We start from the raw sequence: 16,374 nt of genomic DNA on the forward strand, positions 1-16,374 counted from the left end.
ATTATAAATAACCTTACTACCGCACAGTGGTTAGTTAGCGTTTACAATGCCAATGATCTTTGTGCTTAGTGCAGGCTTTTTTTGCCGGTTTTGTTTTAACTATTATGATGTTAGGCGAATTGTGCTCAGCAACTGGTAAAGGAGCGGCCACTTTAACCGTTTTTTTATAAGGTTTATGCACCGCTGGCGCTTTTTGATAGACAGTACACCCACTCATGGTTATTGCCATTGTTGCTATACCAATAATTTTTAAAGATAAGTTCATAGGTATTTATCCTCTTTCGGCTTTATATCAGCTTTAAGATAAACCTTTTTTTGTATAGTGCTGTCAATAAACGTAAGGGAAGTGTAAAAGGGGGTATTTACAAAGGCAGTAGCGCCCTAATGCCTTTGTATTTAAATATTTGATTTGAAAAAAGACCGGTTTCAAACCTATAAATCGCTGCGCCAACCCATGCCAGACTCTTCCATTAAGCGCTCGTATACCCCTTCAATATTAAGTGGTAGCCATGCTTTGTATTGCTTTAAATCTGAAAACTCATCGAGTTTAACGTTTTGTTTTATTTGCTCTAGGCTTTGCCCTGCAAGTGCACCTGCGGTAACTTGGCTATAAAGCTGCTCTATATAGCTTAAATAACGTGTTACATCCGCTTTACTTCCAACATCAGCGTGCCCGCCCACAAAAGTATCAAAGTCATATTGGAGTACCGCTTGGGTTGAGTTAATCATACCTTGAATATCGTAGCTCCACAGTTTTTGCCAAGGCATTCTGCCAATGACTATCCAATCGACAACAAATAAGGTTTTTTGCTTTTCGAACAGCATGCTTACAGAGCCTCTTCCATCGTTTGGCCCGTGGTAATTAAGCTTTACAGTTGAACCGCCCAAATTAAGAGTCAGCTCGTCATCAAAAGTGAGGGAGGGCATAACCGTGGTCATGTATGTATTTTTTATATCTTGTGCGGTCAGTTTATGTGCAACAAATGTTGTGTGTGGGCTTTTAAATACTTCAGCACCATAAATGTGGTCACTGTGGTTGTGGCTATAAACAACATATTTAACTGGCACATTAAAACGCGTTTTAATTTGCTCATTTAGCCATGTGGCTGCTTTTTTATTAAGTGGGTCGGTAACGATTGCGCCTTGTGGGGTAATTAAAAATACCGAACGGTGTCTGTCGTCAATAAAGCGGTGGAGGCCATCGCCTAAATCTTCTATTTCGTAACTTTGCGCCATAAACCCGATAAATAGTAGGTTGGTGGCAAGTAGTGTTTTTAATAAGCGAAGCATGCACATTCCAGTTAAACGTTATGAGTAGTAAGTAAGAAAGTGCGAGTAAGAAAAAAATTTCATTTAAGGGTAAAGTTGCGGGTTAAAATTAATTTAACCCGCTAATTTTTAACGAACTAGCTGATCGAGTAAATGCATTACTTGCTCACTGGCTGATTCCATTAAGTGTATATGTTTAACTGCTTCAGCTTTTTTGCCTTGCTTAATTAATTGCAGTGCTTGAACGCCGTTTTTGTGTACTTCGCTGTGAGGCTTATCTATTTGTTTAAATGCGCTTAGCGATTTGTATTCATTTGATTCGTCTGACTTGTACCATTTACCTAGGCGGCACATTGTGTGATCGGTAAAATCATCTATCGATTTATTAATTTTGCCATTAGCTACGGCGTACACTTCACCTTTGTATACAATATGATCTAACTTAACTGTTTGAATAAATGAGCGAATAGATGCCTGTGAAATGGTGTTTTTCATGTTGGTGCAAAAATCAATGATTGATGCGTAATCGCTATTTAACGATGCAAAATTGCTAGTAAGTTGTGTATTATTTTGCTGTATGTCGTCAGCCGAGGTAACGGTTACTTCCGTTTTATCGATAATTTCTTTTACTAGGTCGGCCACCTCTTGAGCCGATTTATTAGTATTAGTGGCAAGTACGCGTACCTCGTCGGCAACCACGCTAAAACCTCGGCCAGCTTCGCCTGCTCGGGCAGCCTCAATCGCTGCATTAAGTGCTAATAAATTTGTTTGATCAGATATTTTAGATATGGTCGATACAAAGGTATTTATACTACCAGCAAGGCTTGAGAGGCCTGATATGTTTTCACTCATACTCCCCATTTTATGGGTCATAAGCTCCATCTCACTGGCTATATGCGTTAAAGATTCATTTGAGTTATTTAAAAGGTCATTTATTTGATGGCTAACTTGGCTTTCTTGCTCAATGGTTGAGTAAGATTCAAGTACCGTTTGGCGAACACCTTCAATTTGGCTTATGCAACCTATAGAACTTGAAAGTAAGCTTTCGGTAAATTGTTCGTCATTTGTGGTTTGTGTAAAGCTTAGTTGTTGTTCTAAGTGCTTGTTCTCTTGTGCTAGTAGTTCGTTATGCGCAGTCAACTCTTCAATTTTTTTAACTAGTTCATCTTTATCATTTTTAATTTCTAGATACTTTTTACTTAAAACAAACATCAACAAATCCTACATTATCATGAGTACATCTTATTATAGTTACATTTTGTACTTTACTAGAGTTTTTAATCGGTTGCCTATTTTTATAAAAATAGTAAGCATAAGTAATTTTAGAGTGGCGTGAACTAACATAGCTATTGATACATACTAGCTATGTTAGTTTGAGCTTAGCGCTGTGCTATTAGTTGGTTTATTTCTTCAAAAATACCAGCATCGTCTATGGTTGATGGTATTTGTAGTTCGTCGCCATCGATTAGTTGGCGCAAATTTTTACGTAGTATTTTACCTGAACGAGTTTTAGGTAATCGCTCTACACTTACTATTGTTTTAAGGCACGCTATAGCGCCTATTTGGTTGCGCACTGTTTGCACGAGTTCTTGCTCTACATCGATAGGTGAGCCTGTAAAATCATTTTTAAGCACAATCATAGCCATAGGCAGTTGGCCTTTTAGGTTATCGCTTACCCCAAACACGGCACATTCGGCAACGGCTGGGTGCGCTGCTACTATTTCTTCCATTTCGCCAGTTGAAAGCCGGTGGCCTGCCACATTTATTACGTCATCTGTGCGGCCCATTATAAATAAGTAGCCATCATCATCTATGTAGCCACCATCGCCTGAAAGGTAATAACCAGGGTATTGTGTTAAATAACCAGCTTTAAAGCGCGATGTATTTTGCCAAATAGTTGGCAGGCATCCAGGTGGCAGTAGCAGCTTTATTACTACGGCACCTTGTTCGTTTGGTGCGCATTGCTCGCCATGCATATTCAATATTTGCACATCAAATCCTGGGGTTGGCACTGTTGAGCTACCTGGTTTTGTTACTAACTCTTCTATGCCTACGGGGTTGCAGGCAATTGCCCAGCCGGTTTCGGTTTGCCACCAGTGATCGAGTATTGGCAGATTCGTTTTTTCTTTAAGCCAATTGTAGGTTGGCGGGTCTAGCCGCTCGCCTGCTAAAAATAGTCGTTTTAAACTACGGGTGTTGTATTGCTTAAACCCTTTTGCATTTGGGTCTTCTTTTTTGATGGCTCTAAATGCAGTTGGCGCGCTAAATAGTGCATTTACTTTATACTCTTCAACCACTCGCCAAAATGCACTGGCATCGGGTGTGCGAACAGGTTTGCCTTCAAATAAAATGGTGGTACAGCGGTACATAAGCGGTGCGTACACTATATATGAGTGCCCAACTACCCAGCCAATATCTGATGCGGCCCAAAACACATCGCCGGGCTGCATACCGTAAACGGTTTCCATGCTGTAGTGCATAGCAACTGCATGGCCGCCGTTTTCGCGTACTACACCTTTAGGTGTGCCTGTGGTGCCAGAGGTATATAAAATATAAAGCGGATCGCTTGCATCAACGGCAACAGGCGCTACTTCTTTGGCGCTTTGCATTGCGTTGTCCCAATTAATATCGCGCGTAGGCGTTAATGGCGCAATTGCTTGCTCGCGCTGATAAATAACACAATGATCTACCTTGTGTGTGGCAAGGTCTAAGGCGTTATCTAACAGGGGTTTGTATTCAATAATGCTATCTACCTCTACGCCACATGAGGCGCTCAGTACTAGTTTTGGTTTAGCATCGTCAATGCGTGCAGCAAGTTCGTGGGCTGCAAACCCACCAAATACAACAGAGTGAATTGCCCCTAAGCGAGCGCACGCTAACATACCTATTACAGCTTGTGGGATCATAGGCATATAAATAACAACACGGTCGCCTTTACTAACGCCTAACGATTGCATTACTCCTGCAAATTTAGCCACGTGTCGTTGTAGTTGTAAGTAACTATAGGTTTGCTTGGTATTAGTTACAGGAGAGTCGTAAATAAGAGCCGCTTGATCCCCAAAGCCTGCAATTACATGCTGATCAAGCGCTAAAAAACAGCTATTTAATTCACCGCCATCAAACCAATGGTAAAGGCCATCGATGTCTTGTGTGTAGGCGTGTTTGGGTGTTTTGTACCAAGGCAGGCGCTTTGCTTGTTTGAGCCAAAACTGCTCTGGGTTTTGCTTAAAGTTACTATAGTGCTGTTTATATGGGCCTAACATAATGGCTCCTAATACTTAGTGTGTGAGAGACCTTACAAAAGGTAGGTCTTTTTTTGAGTATTAGGTATTCGACTATGGTCGGCCAAAATTTAATCAATACTGTTTTTTATACTGCAAAATTGACAAAATAAAACGAGTCGCTCAGCATAGCTTGCATTAAAAATAAGTGAAAACACGATATGAGTAACATAGTAAGAGTAGGGGTTGCGGTTATTATAATGCGCGAGAACACTATTTTGTTAGGGGAGCGAATAGGTGCGCATGGTGCTAATACATGGGCTACACCTGGTGGACATTTGGAGTTTGGTGAAAGTATTGAACAGTGCGCGATGCGCGAAGTATTTGAGGAAACAGGGCTAAATGTAAGTAAAATTACTAAACTTGATTACACTAATGATATTTTTACTGCTGAAAACAAACATTACATTACTTTATACGTAAAAGCTGATTATGAAAGCGGTGAACCTGTGTTAAAGGAGCCTAATAAATGTATTCAGTGGCGCTGGTATGATATTAATAACTTACCTACACCACTGTTTACATCACTTAAAAATTACTTAACCACTGCAGCGCTTACGGCTTAGTTGATGGGCTTAATACTAATTTTTTAAAGCTCACTTGCGCGTAATCGCCATTTTGTTTGTCGGTAGTCCAATCGCCAGTGCCTAAGCAGCCTGGGTACCAAATACCTTTGGCATTTTTGGTACTACATTGATTGTAAGCACCTGCTTTAAAGTAATGCCAATCGGCTGCATAGCCGTTAGGATGATCTTTCTCATCGACTTTGCCATAGGCATCTACGTTATTACCTAAATTAATAGAATAATTAACATCTTCTTTGCCCTTAGCACTAAACGTAAGGTGCATTAAATTACCATGGACGTTAACTGTGTAACTAAAGTCTTCACCTAGTGCGATACCTGAGTCGCCTGGATCATTTGGGTTTTCCCACGTGTTACCCCAAACAGGGTAGGCTATATCGGTTCGGTTAGAATCTTTTTTTGGTAAGTTGCGTTCATAGTTCCAAAAAATTGAACCCGTTTTATGATCTGGCCATTTTTTGTAGTAAATCTTAAGCGGTTCATTGCCCCAGCCAAAGCCTAGTTTTGTATCTATTAATGCTTGATCTTTACCAGCGTGAATTTGCCCAACAACCACGGAATAAGCCGCTTTTTTATTTGGGTTTGTAGCACGTAAAGCAACATGATCCACTTTTAAAGTGGCTTCCATTTTCCCACCTACCGAGCCAAAACGCTCTGATAGAGGGTGCACGGCAAGTGCAAAGTTGTTTTTTGGACTTTTAGTTTTAATTTTTGTATTTGATCCGCGGATCATTTGTCTAAGTTCACTACGGGTGTTGGTAGAATTAGCACTGGTGAGCGCTTTATTTGGTGAGGTAAATACCATATAACCTTGATCATCAAGATAGAAAAAATCAGGATGCGCATAGTTTTGGATTTCTTCAACGTCGATTGTGTCAATTTTACCGTCGTTGTCTAAATCAACGGGTACGTTTATTTTCCAGTGTGATAAATCAAATTTTGACGCTGGTACTGCAGCATTGTTTTCAACCTTAGTGCTTGTACTAGCGCAGCCCATAAACAATAAAGAGGTAACAGCAGCGAGTGCTGTGAGTTTAAAAGTGGATGTTGGATTTTTCATTGTTGTCTCTGTGTGATGATAGTTAAAGTGAACGATATTAACTTCGTTTGGCTTTAATTTAACATACCAATTATAAATATCAACATTACCAATTTGTTATTTTCAACGCGGTTATTGGTATAACCAATGGTGTATTTTTACTGCTTTTGCTTATTTTGTTTTTTATTTAAGTGCTTACGCTGCGCTTTTTTTATGTGCTTAGTGAGCCATTTTGTCATTTTTGGCATTAGCTCAGGGGCAAAGTTATGGCCCATACCAGGGACTACTTTTAATTTCGATTTTTTTATAAGTGCTGCCGTTTTTTTAGAGGCATTGAGCGGGAACACCACATCATCACTACCATGAATGATCAAGGTTGGCGCTTTAATTTTACGAATTAAATGCAGCCTATCTTTACTTGCGGCCATAGCTGTTAATTGGCGTTTATAGCCGTTGGGGTTATGGGCACGATCTACAATTTGAGTTGCATGATGGCGTAATACGTCTTCAGTTTGAGGATAAGCTGGGCTTCCAATTATTTGATTTAATCTAATATTGTAGTTTATAGCTTCTTCTCGGCCGCAGGTTTTAGGCTGCAATTTAGCAAGCTTTATAAATACACCAATACTTTTAGCACTTAATCTAGGTAGGCTTGAACATGACATAATAGTGGATAAGCTTATTACCTGCTTTTTATGTTGAGCTGCAATCAACTGAGCTATCATTCCACCCATTGAAGCGCCTACCATATGCGCTTTTTTTATTTTAAGTGCAGCCATGAGTGCGAGCACATCATCTGCCATATCGTCCAGTAAGTAAGGGGGTTTAGTACGTATTGGAAAGCGCTTACTAAGCCATGATTTAAATAAATTGGGGCTGGTGTAATAATCTAAGTGAGTTGAAAAGCCGGTATCACGATTATCAAAACGGATGACCCTAAAGCCTTTTTTTACTAAGCCATAGTAAAGCGTGTCGGGCCATACGGTCATTTGCGCGCCCAGCCCCATAATTAAAATGACTACAGGTGACTTTTTATCGCCTTCATCTTGGTAATGAAGCTTTATACCTTGTGGTGTTTTAATTCTTCGCATAGCCAAGTTGTGCTGTTAGCGTTGCATAAATTATAGGCGCTATATATTACAATTAGTTGGCAGTACTTGGTAATGATAGCTGCCACTTTTGCAAAATAGCTTGGTATTCGCCATTTTCTTTTATTTGTTTTAAACCTCTAGTAATCGCGTGTGCAGATTGAGTATCTAACAGCTTATTAGCGGCAAAGTTAAGCGAAGAAGGAAGTTCATCTAAATGAATACGTTTAGTTATTAAATTTGGATCGAGCCCTAAACTTTTTAATTCGTTATCGAGTGTAAGTGTATTAGTAACAACAAAATCAATACGGCTTTTATATAGCATTTGCCAAAGTTGTTGGTAGTAGCTAACAAGTACTAAGTTTTTATTTTCTGTAAAGCCTTTGCGCCTTAAGTAAGCTTCGCTTGAATACCCTCTGATAGTCGCCACTTTATATTCTTTTGCGTAATTTAGGTGCACGACCTCGTCTATGTGGCTTTTTAAACTAATCAGGTAAGCATCTGCAAAATATACTTCGCCTAACCAAATAAACTTATTTATACGATTAGGCGTTTTTAATAGCGATAGCATAATCGCATTGGGGTTTGCTTGTTGCTGCTTGAAAATACGGGCCATAGGCATTATTTCAAATTCTGCGGATAAATTACTCTGCTTTATAACCGCTTTTGCTATATCAATTAATGCACCGTCAGGTTCGCTATTTTTATTTATAAAATGATAAGGAGGGAGATCTTCTGCAATAAAAGTAACCGAATGTGCGCTGCATATTGTGCTATACAACATTATTACTAAGGTACTTAATACAACCCGCACAAACATAAAAAAATCTTTTTTAATAGTATTACCGCTAGTCTAGTGAGTGTTGCCTAAAAGGTATACATTTAATGTTTATTTTATGTAAATAAAGTAGGCACCAAGGTCTTACCAAGATGCCCGTTGCTAACTATATTGCGTTAATAGACTTATTAATTAAGGCTCAACAAAGTAACTAAAAATAAAACTGCATGGCTACACTTGCTGAAGTGTTGTGGCTGTGCCACTTTTCATATTTTATTTGGCTTCGTAGTGCAACATTACGTGATACAGCATAATTCCAAACTAAGGCAGCCTCGCTGTGGCTACTTACTGCGTTGTCACTTAACCAAAACACATTGCCTGTAAGTGCTAATTTATGGTTATTGTTAGCCTGCCAAATTACGCCCGCCTCGCTACCTATTCCAACACTTAGTTGATTAGTTATATCGCCAGAATTTAGCTCCAATTGCCCTAAAACATAGCCATGCACACTGTTTGGGTTGCCGTAAGACTTACCATATCCACCTTTAGTAAAAAATCGACCTGAGCGTTTATTTTGGCTTGGTTGTCTATCAAAGCCCATTTTGATATTCCACGAGTAGCTGTCAAATACACGGTTATCGGGGGCAAGCGACATAGCATCTAATAGATAAAAGTGCTCAATGTGGGTATTACTGTTATCGGTTAGATTGGTTTCTAAATCAAAAAAACTAATTTGTGCACCAGGTATAAAGCCAGCAGGCCTATCTAATAAGTCATGATACGCGAGTCGGTAAGCTAAATTAGTAGTATGTTGCAGGTTACTGTTATGCACTCTTTTAACTAATAATCTTGAAGAACCGTGGCCTTGCTCTGGTGATGCGTTAGGTTTTGCTGGCTTTGATAATGGTGATGGAACAGCATATTTACTGCGCATTATGAGAAATTTGGTAAGTCTTGGTGCTATTTCTTCGCGGTTAAGGGCTTTATCGTAAAACTCAAAATTTAACCATTCGTAAGCCATCTCTAATATGGCAACCAGCTCTTGCTCTGAGTAATTACGTGTATTTAATGGCTTACCTTGCATTAAGGCTCTGGCATCACTGAGTTGTTGATCGCTTAACTGAGTTGAATAGTGATACAACTTAGTGCCAAACGCCGGGCGATAATTTGGCGCTTGCAGTAAATTGTTATCTCTCAGTGCCGCTACTGTGTCTGAAGGTATTGCCTGCATATTGAATTGTGAGGTTAAATTAAGTTCTTCTTTTGCCAATTGCAGCAACGCAAGCAGCTGATATGAGCAATTTTCATCTATAAAAAAGTAATCAAAAGTGGCATTTTGCAGCTCCCACAAATGCAGCAGTACAAGTTCTACTTGTTGTTCGGTTAAATTCAGCTTGTACTCCCAAATATCGCGTGATTCTAAATCATTATATTCACGCACTTTTTTATAATAGGGCATAAGCGAAAACTTACCAGGGTAGCTACCAACCAATCCCTTTAATGCATACATTACGGCATTATCTGAGGCATCGGGCTCTGCTGCAAAATTTACAGCAAAGGCAATAAGTTCTTTATTACGAGTTTGATCTTTAGCATCAATACGTAGCAAAGTGTGCCCAAACATTGATGAAGGACTATTCATAAATGCAGTAGGAAATACAAGCGTAACCCCTTGAGGGTTAATAATTTGCTGCCAAGCTTGTAGTTCAGGGCAGTTAAGAGTTGGCCAATTATTTTTAATTTTTGATTTTAGCCATGTATAACGAGCAGGAAATTGGCAGCTATATTTTTGTAGACTAGCTTGATTGCGATTAAATGCATTAATTGTGGCATTTAGCTCATCTATTGGGTTTACTTTACCTGTAGGGGATAAAAAAAACTCAGCACTGTCTACTTCACTTTTCCAGTTACTCAACGTTGTGCTGCGATAGTGGCCCAGTTTTAGCCAGTAAGGGTGTGTAGCTAAGGCGCTGTTATCAAAAATTTTAGCGCTTAAATGTGTGCTAAATAGCGCGACTAACAAGGTAAAAAATATTTTTTTCATAATCACTAAATCATAAAAAAGCCGCTAGAGGATACTCTAGCGGCTTTATTTATACATATAAAACCGGCTAAATTAGCTGATTAAGAAAGAGTATAAGAAGCTAGTTGTGCGTCACTTGCTACAACAGTGTTTAGGTTTTCTAAAACTGTTTGTGAAGTTACGTTTTCAGAAGTAAATACTGAAGAAAACTGTGCTTGAGCAAGCTTGTTGAATGCTGCTTTATCTTGATCTGCAACGCCCCAAACCTCAGCAAGAGTTGCTAACGTTTCGCCTTCACCTTGAGACATATCACGAGCAAGTTGCTCCATGTTGCCGTCGATGAATAAAGCAATTTTTTCAGAAGAAGTAACAGTACCAGTACCGTCACAACCTAAAGTACCAAAAGTGATACCGAAAGTTTGGTTACCAGAAGTACCGTTAGTTGTAGCGCCTAAAATTTTAACGCCTTTACCTTGTTGGCCTGCAAATAACATAGAGCCAAGACCACAACCAATATCTTGGTCAGCCATTGCGTTAGAGAAAGGAAGTAAAGATAGAGCTGCTACTGCGATTAGTTTTTTCATATTCATAAATCCATATATGATTAGTCTTTATTCACGGTAAATAAAGTTCGCGGAGGATTTTAACAGAGCTGTAGAAAAAAGGAACATACGCAGATATGAATTTTTTGATGTTGTATTTCACTCTCGTTTTAAAAAAGGAGGACTTTAAATACCCAACTGCTTAATTAGGGGGTTGGTTTTTTACTTCTTGGTGCGCCAAGCAGTATACACATGTGGCAAATACACACCGACAAAAACGCACTTATACCCAATGCGCCGCCGTACCCATCGAGTTTTGGTACTAAGTACTCAAACAATAAAGAAAATAAAATAGATGAGCTGGCAACCGTGTAAACACCAAAACGATGGGGGGCACTCATGCCTATAAATGTACCGCCAAAAAATACGACTGAGTATAAGTTAGGATTGAGGTTTAAGGCACTCAAAATTAAATAAGCAATAATAGTGAGCGAGGCCGATGCACGTATACCATCAAAGCGATTATGTTTGGCTAAATAGAATGTTAAAAATGCGCCGAGTAAAGCAATAAGTGGATATTCTAAGTTCATAAAGCGACACCTTTGGCCAACATAAATAAAGCGACGCTTGCAAAGGCTACGCTGCCAAGCTTACCGCCAAAACCAGTAAACATATTTATGGTAAGTACATATAGGCCTGCCCCAATAACTGAAATTATTGCTATTTCCCAATAACTTGTAATTAAGTGCGTAGAGCACATACCGGCAAAACTGCCTGCATAAATTGCCGCATATGGATGATTTTTATAACGCGCAGGAAAAGGAATAAACGAGCCAACAAGGCCCGTAAGAGCAGCTGAAATCACTAAAGGCAATGCAAAAGTAGTGTGCATTGCAAAGCAGGCTAAAAAGCCAAAAAAGAAAGTGATGAATTTTAAAAATAAGAATTTAATCATAGGAGGACATTTTAAACTAATCTTTTTATGCTTTCTAACAATCTCTAATAAATTAAAGACTACTTTTAGCGCTAAATGTTATTAAGCTCAATTTTTAAACTGGTAAGGTATTAACTATGCCAATTTATTACTGTTAATGTTTCATAAATTATATTTTATGTATAATAAAGGCTATTAATATACAAAAACCAAAAATTAAAGGTAATTTATGTCTAACTGTCTACATTTGGCTATTCCGGCTGGTGATTTAAAAGTAGCTAAAACGTTTTACTGTGACGTACTTGGTTGTAAAACAGGTAATAGTGAAGAGGGGCGCTGGGTAGATATAGATTTTTGGGGAAATGAGTTAACACTTCATCAAAGTGTTGAACGTTTACCGACTGTTCGCCACGATGTAGATATGGGCGCAGTTGCAGTGCCGCATTTTGGTATTCATTTGTCTGAAGATGAATTTAATGGTTTAAAAAAGCGTATTGAAGCTGCTGGAATCGAATACCTTGATAAACCATATCGTCGATTTATAGGTGATGAGTTTGAGCAAGAAACGTTTTTTATTGAAGATCCAAACGGCAATGTGCTTGAAATGAAAACCATGGTAAACCCTGAGGTTTTATTTAAAAAAGTATAGTTACTTGTGTAGGGCGTGTTGATCTTTGGTGGTTGAAATTCCTACAGTGTGTTCGGCTTTTAGGCAAGACAGAGCCTATGTGGTGTGGTTATTCCCCATAGGTAGGCGATAACGCAACATAAATACCAAACATGCGCTGCCCGTCGGGTTCTTTCTAGGAACGATTAACTCTTTGTTGCTTACATGGATGTAGGCAAGGGGAGTGAACAGGACGCGGAAGCTTTGCTCGGTTTGTACTTATTCTTACACGGATGTAAGCCAGCAGAGTGACATAGTCGCCGCGAGCGAACCAGCTTGGTTGTATATCTTGCGCCGCGATCAAATCTTCAATGGATTAAACGAATTTTAACCCTAAAAAGTCAACAAACTCTATTTTTTAACTTTTCTGTAACGTTTGTTGTTTACGCTGCTTGAGTAATCAAAACTTTTACTCAAGGAAAAATATGAACAATAAAAAATTGCTTTTAGCATCTCTTCTGCTTACTAGTGCTTCTTCAGTTTTTGCTCTACCTCAATGCCCCCAACCTGAATTTATGGAGCAGCGCTTTAGTGCTCCTAACTTCGAAACTGGACAGTACAAAAATGGTTTGAACCGTTCTATCACTTGGTTGCCTAATTATCACATGATCCACGATGAAGTCGCGGCTGTTGGTAATCCGATAACTATGACGGCAAAGTTTGATTATGGTCGCGTGGTACACAAGGATTTAGAGTTCGAAACAGTTAAATTTTATATTCGTGGTCAAAGCGATACGCAGTGGCAGTACTTAACTTCTGCGACCACAAATAGTGATGGTAAGGCGACTTTATCATTGGGTGGAATGTCGGCTGGTCAATATCGAATTTATGCCGGTGTGGTTGCTGATGGAACTGGTACTGAAGGCTACTTAACGGTTGTTGAACCCAATACAGAAGCAGTGCTATTTGATATCGATGGCACATTAACTGAGTCTGATGCCGAACAAGTTGGTGACTACACTGAGATTGATTATGCTGATGCAAAAGACGGGGCTTATACTTTAGTACGCAGCTATTTAGATTTGGGCTATCAACCAATTTTTTTAACCGCACGTGTTTATTGGTATGGAAAAGGTACACGAAGATGGTTGTCTTGGATGGGTTTACCACCAGGTTATTTACGTACTTCTTTGAGCAACGAAACCAGTTTGTTTAAAACTGCACAGTACAAAACAGAACAGATCAATAAACTTGAGGCGAATGGTATCAAGATCGTTCGTGCTTATGGCAATGCAAAAACAGATGCCGAAGCATTTATAAAGTCAGGCCTGAGTGCATCACAAAGCTTTACGATTGGCGAAGAGGCGGGCTATTACGGCACAACTGCAATTTCCAATAACAGCTACAATGAGCATATTGCAACACAGGTTAATAACTTCCCCAACGCTAATTGTCAGTAGTGCGTTAAAACCCTAATACGCTTAAGCAAAATATAAGCTTATTGCTCAAAGTGGACTTTGGAAAAATAAAAAAACTTTCGGGCAAAATTATCTTTGGTATAACCAAAACAAGCAAGATCCTTTGATGGGGATCCAAATCAATTGCAGCCTAAATGGATATTAGAGTGAAATACAAAGCCAGACTTTATGAAGTCTGGCTTTTTCAGTGCTAACAACATTAAGAAGTTAAGTCTGACTTTATGTATCTAAGATTTTAATTTATTGTAGTTTGAGTAATCACAGTGCAGCCTAAAATCCAACATCTGCAACAAATTTAACTCCAAAGATCAACACGACCTAGCGATAATGTATTTAGCGCAAAAATAAGTTAACTTTCATCGTAGATGTACTTCACTTGGGGTTTTATTAAAGTGGCGTTTAAATTCTCGGCTAAATTGCGAAGGGCTCGTATAACCTACCTTTAATGCAGCTTCATTTGCCTTACTTCCACTACTAGTTATAAGTTCTTTAGCCTTGGCTAAGCGTACTTTTTTTAAATACTGCAAAGGGGATTCAAATGTTACTTGCCTAAAAGCACGATGAAATGACGATATACTCATGTTTACCTCTTCAGCTAACCCTTCAACCGTAATTTGATTAGCATAACTACTATGCATCGTTGAGAGCGTTCGGGCAATACGTGCATAATGCCCATCATGCATAGCAAGCCCTATCAAAGTATGTCCTTGTGGACCACAAAGCACGCGATATACCAATTCTTTTACTATATCCTCGCCAAATATCTCTGCCTCAATGGGGTTATTTAAAACAGTTAATAACCTATGAGTAACGAGCTCCATTGCTTTATCTAGAGTTGCCGACTGCACTGCGCCAATTTGTGCTGAAGAGCAGGACGTTGAAAGAGGCTTATGCTGCATTATTTGATTCACGAGTTTGTGAAGCATTGTAGGGTTTATATTTACGGCAATGCCCATAACAGGTAAGTCGTTATCGGTGAATGCTTCACACTCTAATGGCACCGGTACGCCAAGGACTAAGTAGTCGCCTGCACCGTATTTTATTTGATGTTCAGGGAAATGAATTATTTTATGACCTTGCCCAACAATAATAATACCTGAGTTATATATAAGCGGCTGGCGCGGCGAGCTTTTAGTTGCTCGATGAAAATACACGCCTGGAATAATAGTTTCCATGGTGCCTTCAAAGCTGAGTAATTGATTATGCTCGGCGTATTGTTGCAACATATTGGCTATGGTGGGCATAAAAGGCGCCTTTAAATGAGTGTATTTTGCGTAAAATAACAACGCTGATAGTTTTAGGCAAGCTTTTGCGAGTTATTGGGCTTTTTTTATGTTTATTTTGCTACTAATATGCATGCATCGATACTTTATTAGATACTTTGAATGGAGAACTAAGTAAAGTACATCGCAATTAACCGTCACTTAGGAGCAAAATAATGAAATTTAGCTACGTAAATCCAACACTTATCCAATTCGGCCAGCAACAAATTGCGGCACTATCTGATTTGATCGCAAAAGATCAAAAAGTACTTGTAGTGTACGGCGGCGGTTCAATTAAAAAGAACGGCGTGTACGACCAAGTTGCAGCAGCACTTGAAGGTTTTGACTGGGTTGAGTTTTCGGGCGTTGGCGCTAACCCAACAATTGAAGTGCTAGATAAAGCAGTAAAAATTTGTAAAGAACAAGACATCGACTTTGTATTAGGTGTAGGCGGCGGTTCAGTAATTGACGGCGTTAAATACATTGCAGCATCGGCTGTTTATGATGGCGAAGGTTGGGATATTCCTACTGGTAAGCATACTATTATTAGCGCTTTACCAATCGGTGCAATATTAACGTTGCCAGCAACAGGTTCTGAATCTAACCAAAACTCAGTTGTGAGCAAAGAAGCAACGAAGCAAAAACTACCGTTTGCATCACCAGAAGTACTGCCTAAATTTGCGATTATGGACCCTGATGTAATGAAAACATTACCGCAGCGCCAACTTGTAAATGGTTTAGTAGATGCATGGGTTCATACCTGTGAGCAGTATTTAACATTCCCTGAGGCAGCATTAGTTCAAGAAGGTTACGCAGAGGCACTTTTAAGAACGCTTAAAACTTTAGGTGATAACTTTGAAAACCAAGATGACGCATGGCGTGCAAACCTTATGTGGGCTGCTAACCAAGCACTTAATGGTTTAATTGGTTCTGGTGTATCGCAAGATTGGGCTACACATATGATTGGCCACGAGCTTACAGCCGCTTACGGTGTTGATCATGCACGTTCACTTGCTATTGTTCAGCCTTCTTTACTACGCAACCAATTTGCAGTTAAAAAAGCAAAGCTTGAGCAAATGGGCAAAAACGTATTTGGTCTTGCGCAATCTGACGACTTAGCTGAGCAAACAATTGCAGCAATTGAAGCGTTTTACCACAGCCTCGACGTAGCGACCCAGCTTACTGAACATGGCGATGATAAAGCCGCTGCTATTGACAATATTATTGGCAAACTTGAAGCTCACGGCATGGTTGCTCTAGGCGAAAATCAAGCTATTACGCTAAAAGAAAGCCGCGAAATTTTAGAGCAAGCAGTTGCTTAATTTTGCTTAACTAAACGTTTATTTTAGTAAAACAAAAGCCGCTAACTTTTAAGTTAGCGGCTTTTTGTGGACTAAAAATAATATTTAATACCAATCTGCTTATATATGGGATTTATTTAACGTTAAGAAAATTACGCTAGAACTAGGCAAAATTTTTGTATCTAGTT

General features: G+C 39.2%; 16 protein-coding genes. 4 read left to right on the forward strand and 12 right to left on the reverse strand.

What is annotated here, in order from left to right; all coding sequences use genetic code 11:
* Positions 1-34: 34 nt before the first annotated feature.
* From J8L73_RS00590 to J8L73_RS00605, 4 genes are all read right to left on the reverse strand, one after another.
* Positions 35-265, reverse strand: a complete 231-nt coding sequence (locus tag J8L73_RS00590) for a hypothetical protein (protein ID WP_210999046.1) — start codon at positions 263-265, stop codon at positions 35-37.
* A 167-nt stretch (positions 266-432) separates the two neighbouring features.
* On the reverse strand, positions 433-1,290 hold the full coding sequence (locus J8L73_RS00595) for an MBL fold metallo-hydrolase (protein ID WP_211014189.1): 858 nt from the start codon (positions 1,288-1,290) through the stop codon (positions 433-435).
* A gap of 108 nt (positions 1,291-1,398) precedes the next feature.
* Positions 1,399-2,481: a methyl-accepting chemotaxis protein gene (locus J8L73_RS00600; RefSeq protein ID WP_211014191.1), complete on the reverse strand. Its 1,083-nt coding sequence runs from the start codon at positions 2,479-2,481 to the stop codon at positions 1,399-1,401.
* 167 nt (positions 2,482-2,648) lie between these two features.
* The gene (locus tag J8L73_RS00605; protein ID WP_211014192.1) at positions 2,649-4,532 is read right to left on the reverse strand and encodes an AMP-binding protein; all 1,884 of its coding nucleotides are present in this window, start codon (positions 4,530-4,532) and stop codon (positions 2,649-2,651) included.
* A gap of 179 nt (positions 4,533-4,711) precedes the next feature.
* Between J8L73_RS00605 and J8L73_RS00610 the strand changes: the two genes are divergently transcribed.
* Complete coding sequence (locus J8L73_RS00610; protein WP_210999050.1) at positions 4,712-5,116, forward strand: NUDIX hydrolase; 405 nt, start codon at positions 4,712-4,714, stop codon at positions 5,114-5,116.
* Here J8L73_RS00610 and J8L73_RS00615 read toward each other — a convergent pair.
* From J8L73_RS00615 to J8L73_RS00645, 7 genes are all read right to left on the reverse strand, one after another.
* On the reverse strand, positions 5,106-6,194 hold the full coding sequence (locus J8L73_RS00615) for a polysaccharide lyase family 7 protein (protein ID WP_211014194.1): 1,089 nt from the start codon (positions 6,192-6,194) through the stop codon (positions 5,106-5,108). The genes J8L73_RS00610 and J8L73_RS00615 overlap by 11 nt on opposite strands.
* 137 nt (positions 6,195-6,331) lie before the next feature.
* Complete coding sequence (locus J8L73_RS00620) at positions 6,332-7,264, reverse strand: alpha/beta hydrolase (protein ID WP_211014196.1); 933 nt, start codon at positions 7,262-7,264, stop codon at positions 6,332-6,334.
* Between the two features lie 52 nt (positions 7,265-7,316).
* Positions 7,317-8,081, reverse strand: coding sequence for a transporter substrate-binding domain-containing protein (locus J8L73_RS00625; RefSeq protein WP_211014198.1), 765 nt, complete (start codon positions 8,079-8,081; stop codon positions 7,317-7,319).
* A 169-nt stretch (positions 8,082-8,250) separates the two neighbouring features.
* Complete coding sequence (locus J8L73_RS00630; RefSeq protein WP_211014200.1) at positions 8,251-10,083, reverse strand: DUF4105 domain-containing protein; 1,833 nt, start codon at positions 10,081-10,083, stop codon at positions 8,251-8,253.
* 80 nt (positions 10,084-10,163) lie between these two features.
* Complete coding sequence (locus J8L73_RS00635; protein WP_211014202.1) at positions 10,164-10,646, reverse strand: DUF3015 domain-containing protein; 483 nt, start codon at positions 10,644-10,646, stop codon at positions 10,164-10,166.
* A 164-nt stretch (positions 10,647-10,810) separates the two neighbouring features.
* Complete coding sequence (locus tag J8L73_RS00640; protein ID WP_211014204.1) at positions 10,811-11,194, reverse strand: hypothetical protein; 384 nt, start codon at positions 11,192-11,194, stop codon at positions 10,811-10,813.
* On the reverse strand, positions 11,191-11,559 hold the full coding sequence (locus J8L73_RS00645) for a hypothetical protein (protein ID WP_247659530.1): 369 nt from the start codon (positions 11,557-11,559) through the stop codon (positions 11,191-11,193). Before J8L73_RS00645 ends, J8L73_RS00640 begins: the two co-directional genes overlap by 4 nt.
* A gap of 208 nt (positions 11,560-11,767) precedes the next feature.
* Between J8L73_RS00645 and J8L73_RS00650 the strand changes: the two genes are divergently transcribed.
* Both J8L73_RS00650 and J8L73_RS00655 read left to right on the forward strand, forming a co-directional pair.
* Positions 11,768-12,187: a VOC family protein gene (locus tag J8L73_RS00650; protein ID WP_210999055.1), complete on the forward strand. Its 420-nt coding sequence runs from the start codon at positions 11,768-11,770 to the stop codon at positions 12,185-12,187.
* 443 nt (positions 12,188-12,630) lie between these two features.
* Positions 12,631-13,605: a phosphatidylinositol transfer protein gene (locus J8L73_RS00655; protein ID WP_211014206.1), complete on the forward strand. Its 975-nt coding sequence runs from the start codon at positions 12,631-12,633 to the stop codon at positions 13,603-13,605.
* A 374-nt stretch (positions 13,606-13,979) separates the two neighbouring features.
* On the opposite strand, the gene J8L73_RS00660 is transcribed toward J8L73_RS00655, so the two are convergent.
* The gene (locus J8L73_RS00660) at positions 13,980-14,867 is read right to left on the reverse strand and encodes an AraC family transcriptional regulator (protein ID WP_211014208.1); all 888 of its coding nucleotides are present in this window, start codon (positions 14,865-14,867) and stop codon (positions 13,980-13,982) included.
* Between the two features lie 194 nt (positions 14,868-15,061).
* Between J8L73_RS00660 and J8L73_RS00665 the strand changes: the two genes are divergently transcribed.
* On the forward strand, positions 15,062-16,207 hold the full coding sequence (locus J8L73_RS00665; protein WP_211014210.1) for an iron-containing alcohol dehydrogenase: 1,146 nt from the start codon (positions 15,062-15,064) through the stop codon (positions 16,205-16,207).
* The last annotated feature ends 167 nt before the right edge of the window (positions 16,208-16,374 follow it).

It is taken from the genome of Pseudoalteromonas sp. MMG006, assembly GCF_018101025.1.
In the GTDB taxonomy this organism is placed as follows: domain Bacteria; phylum Pseudomonadota; class Gammaproteobacteria; order Enterobacterales; family Alteromonadaceae; genus Pseudoalteromonas.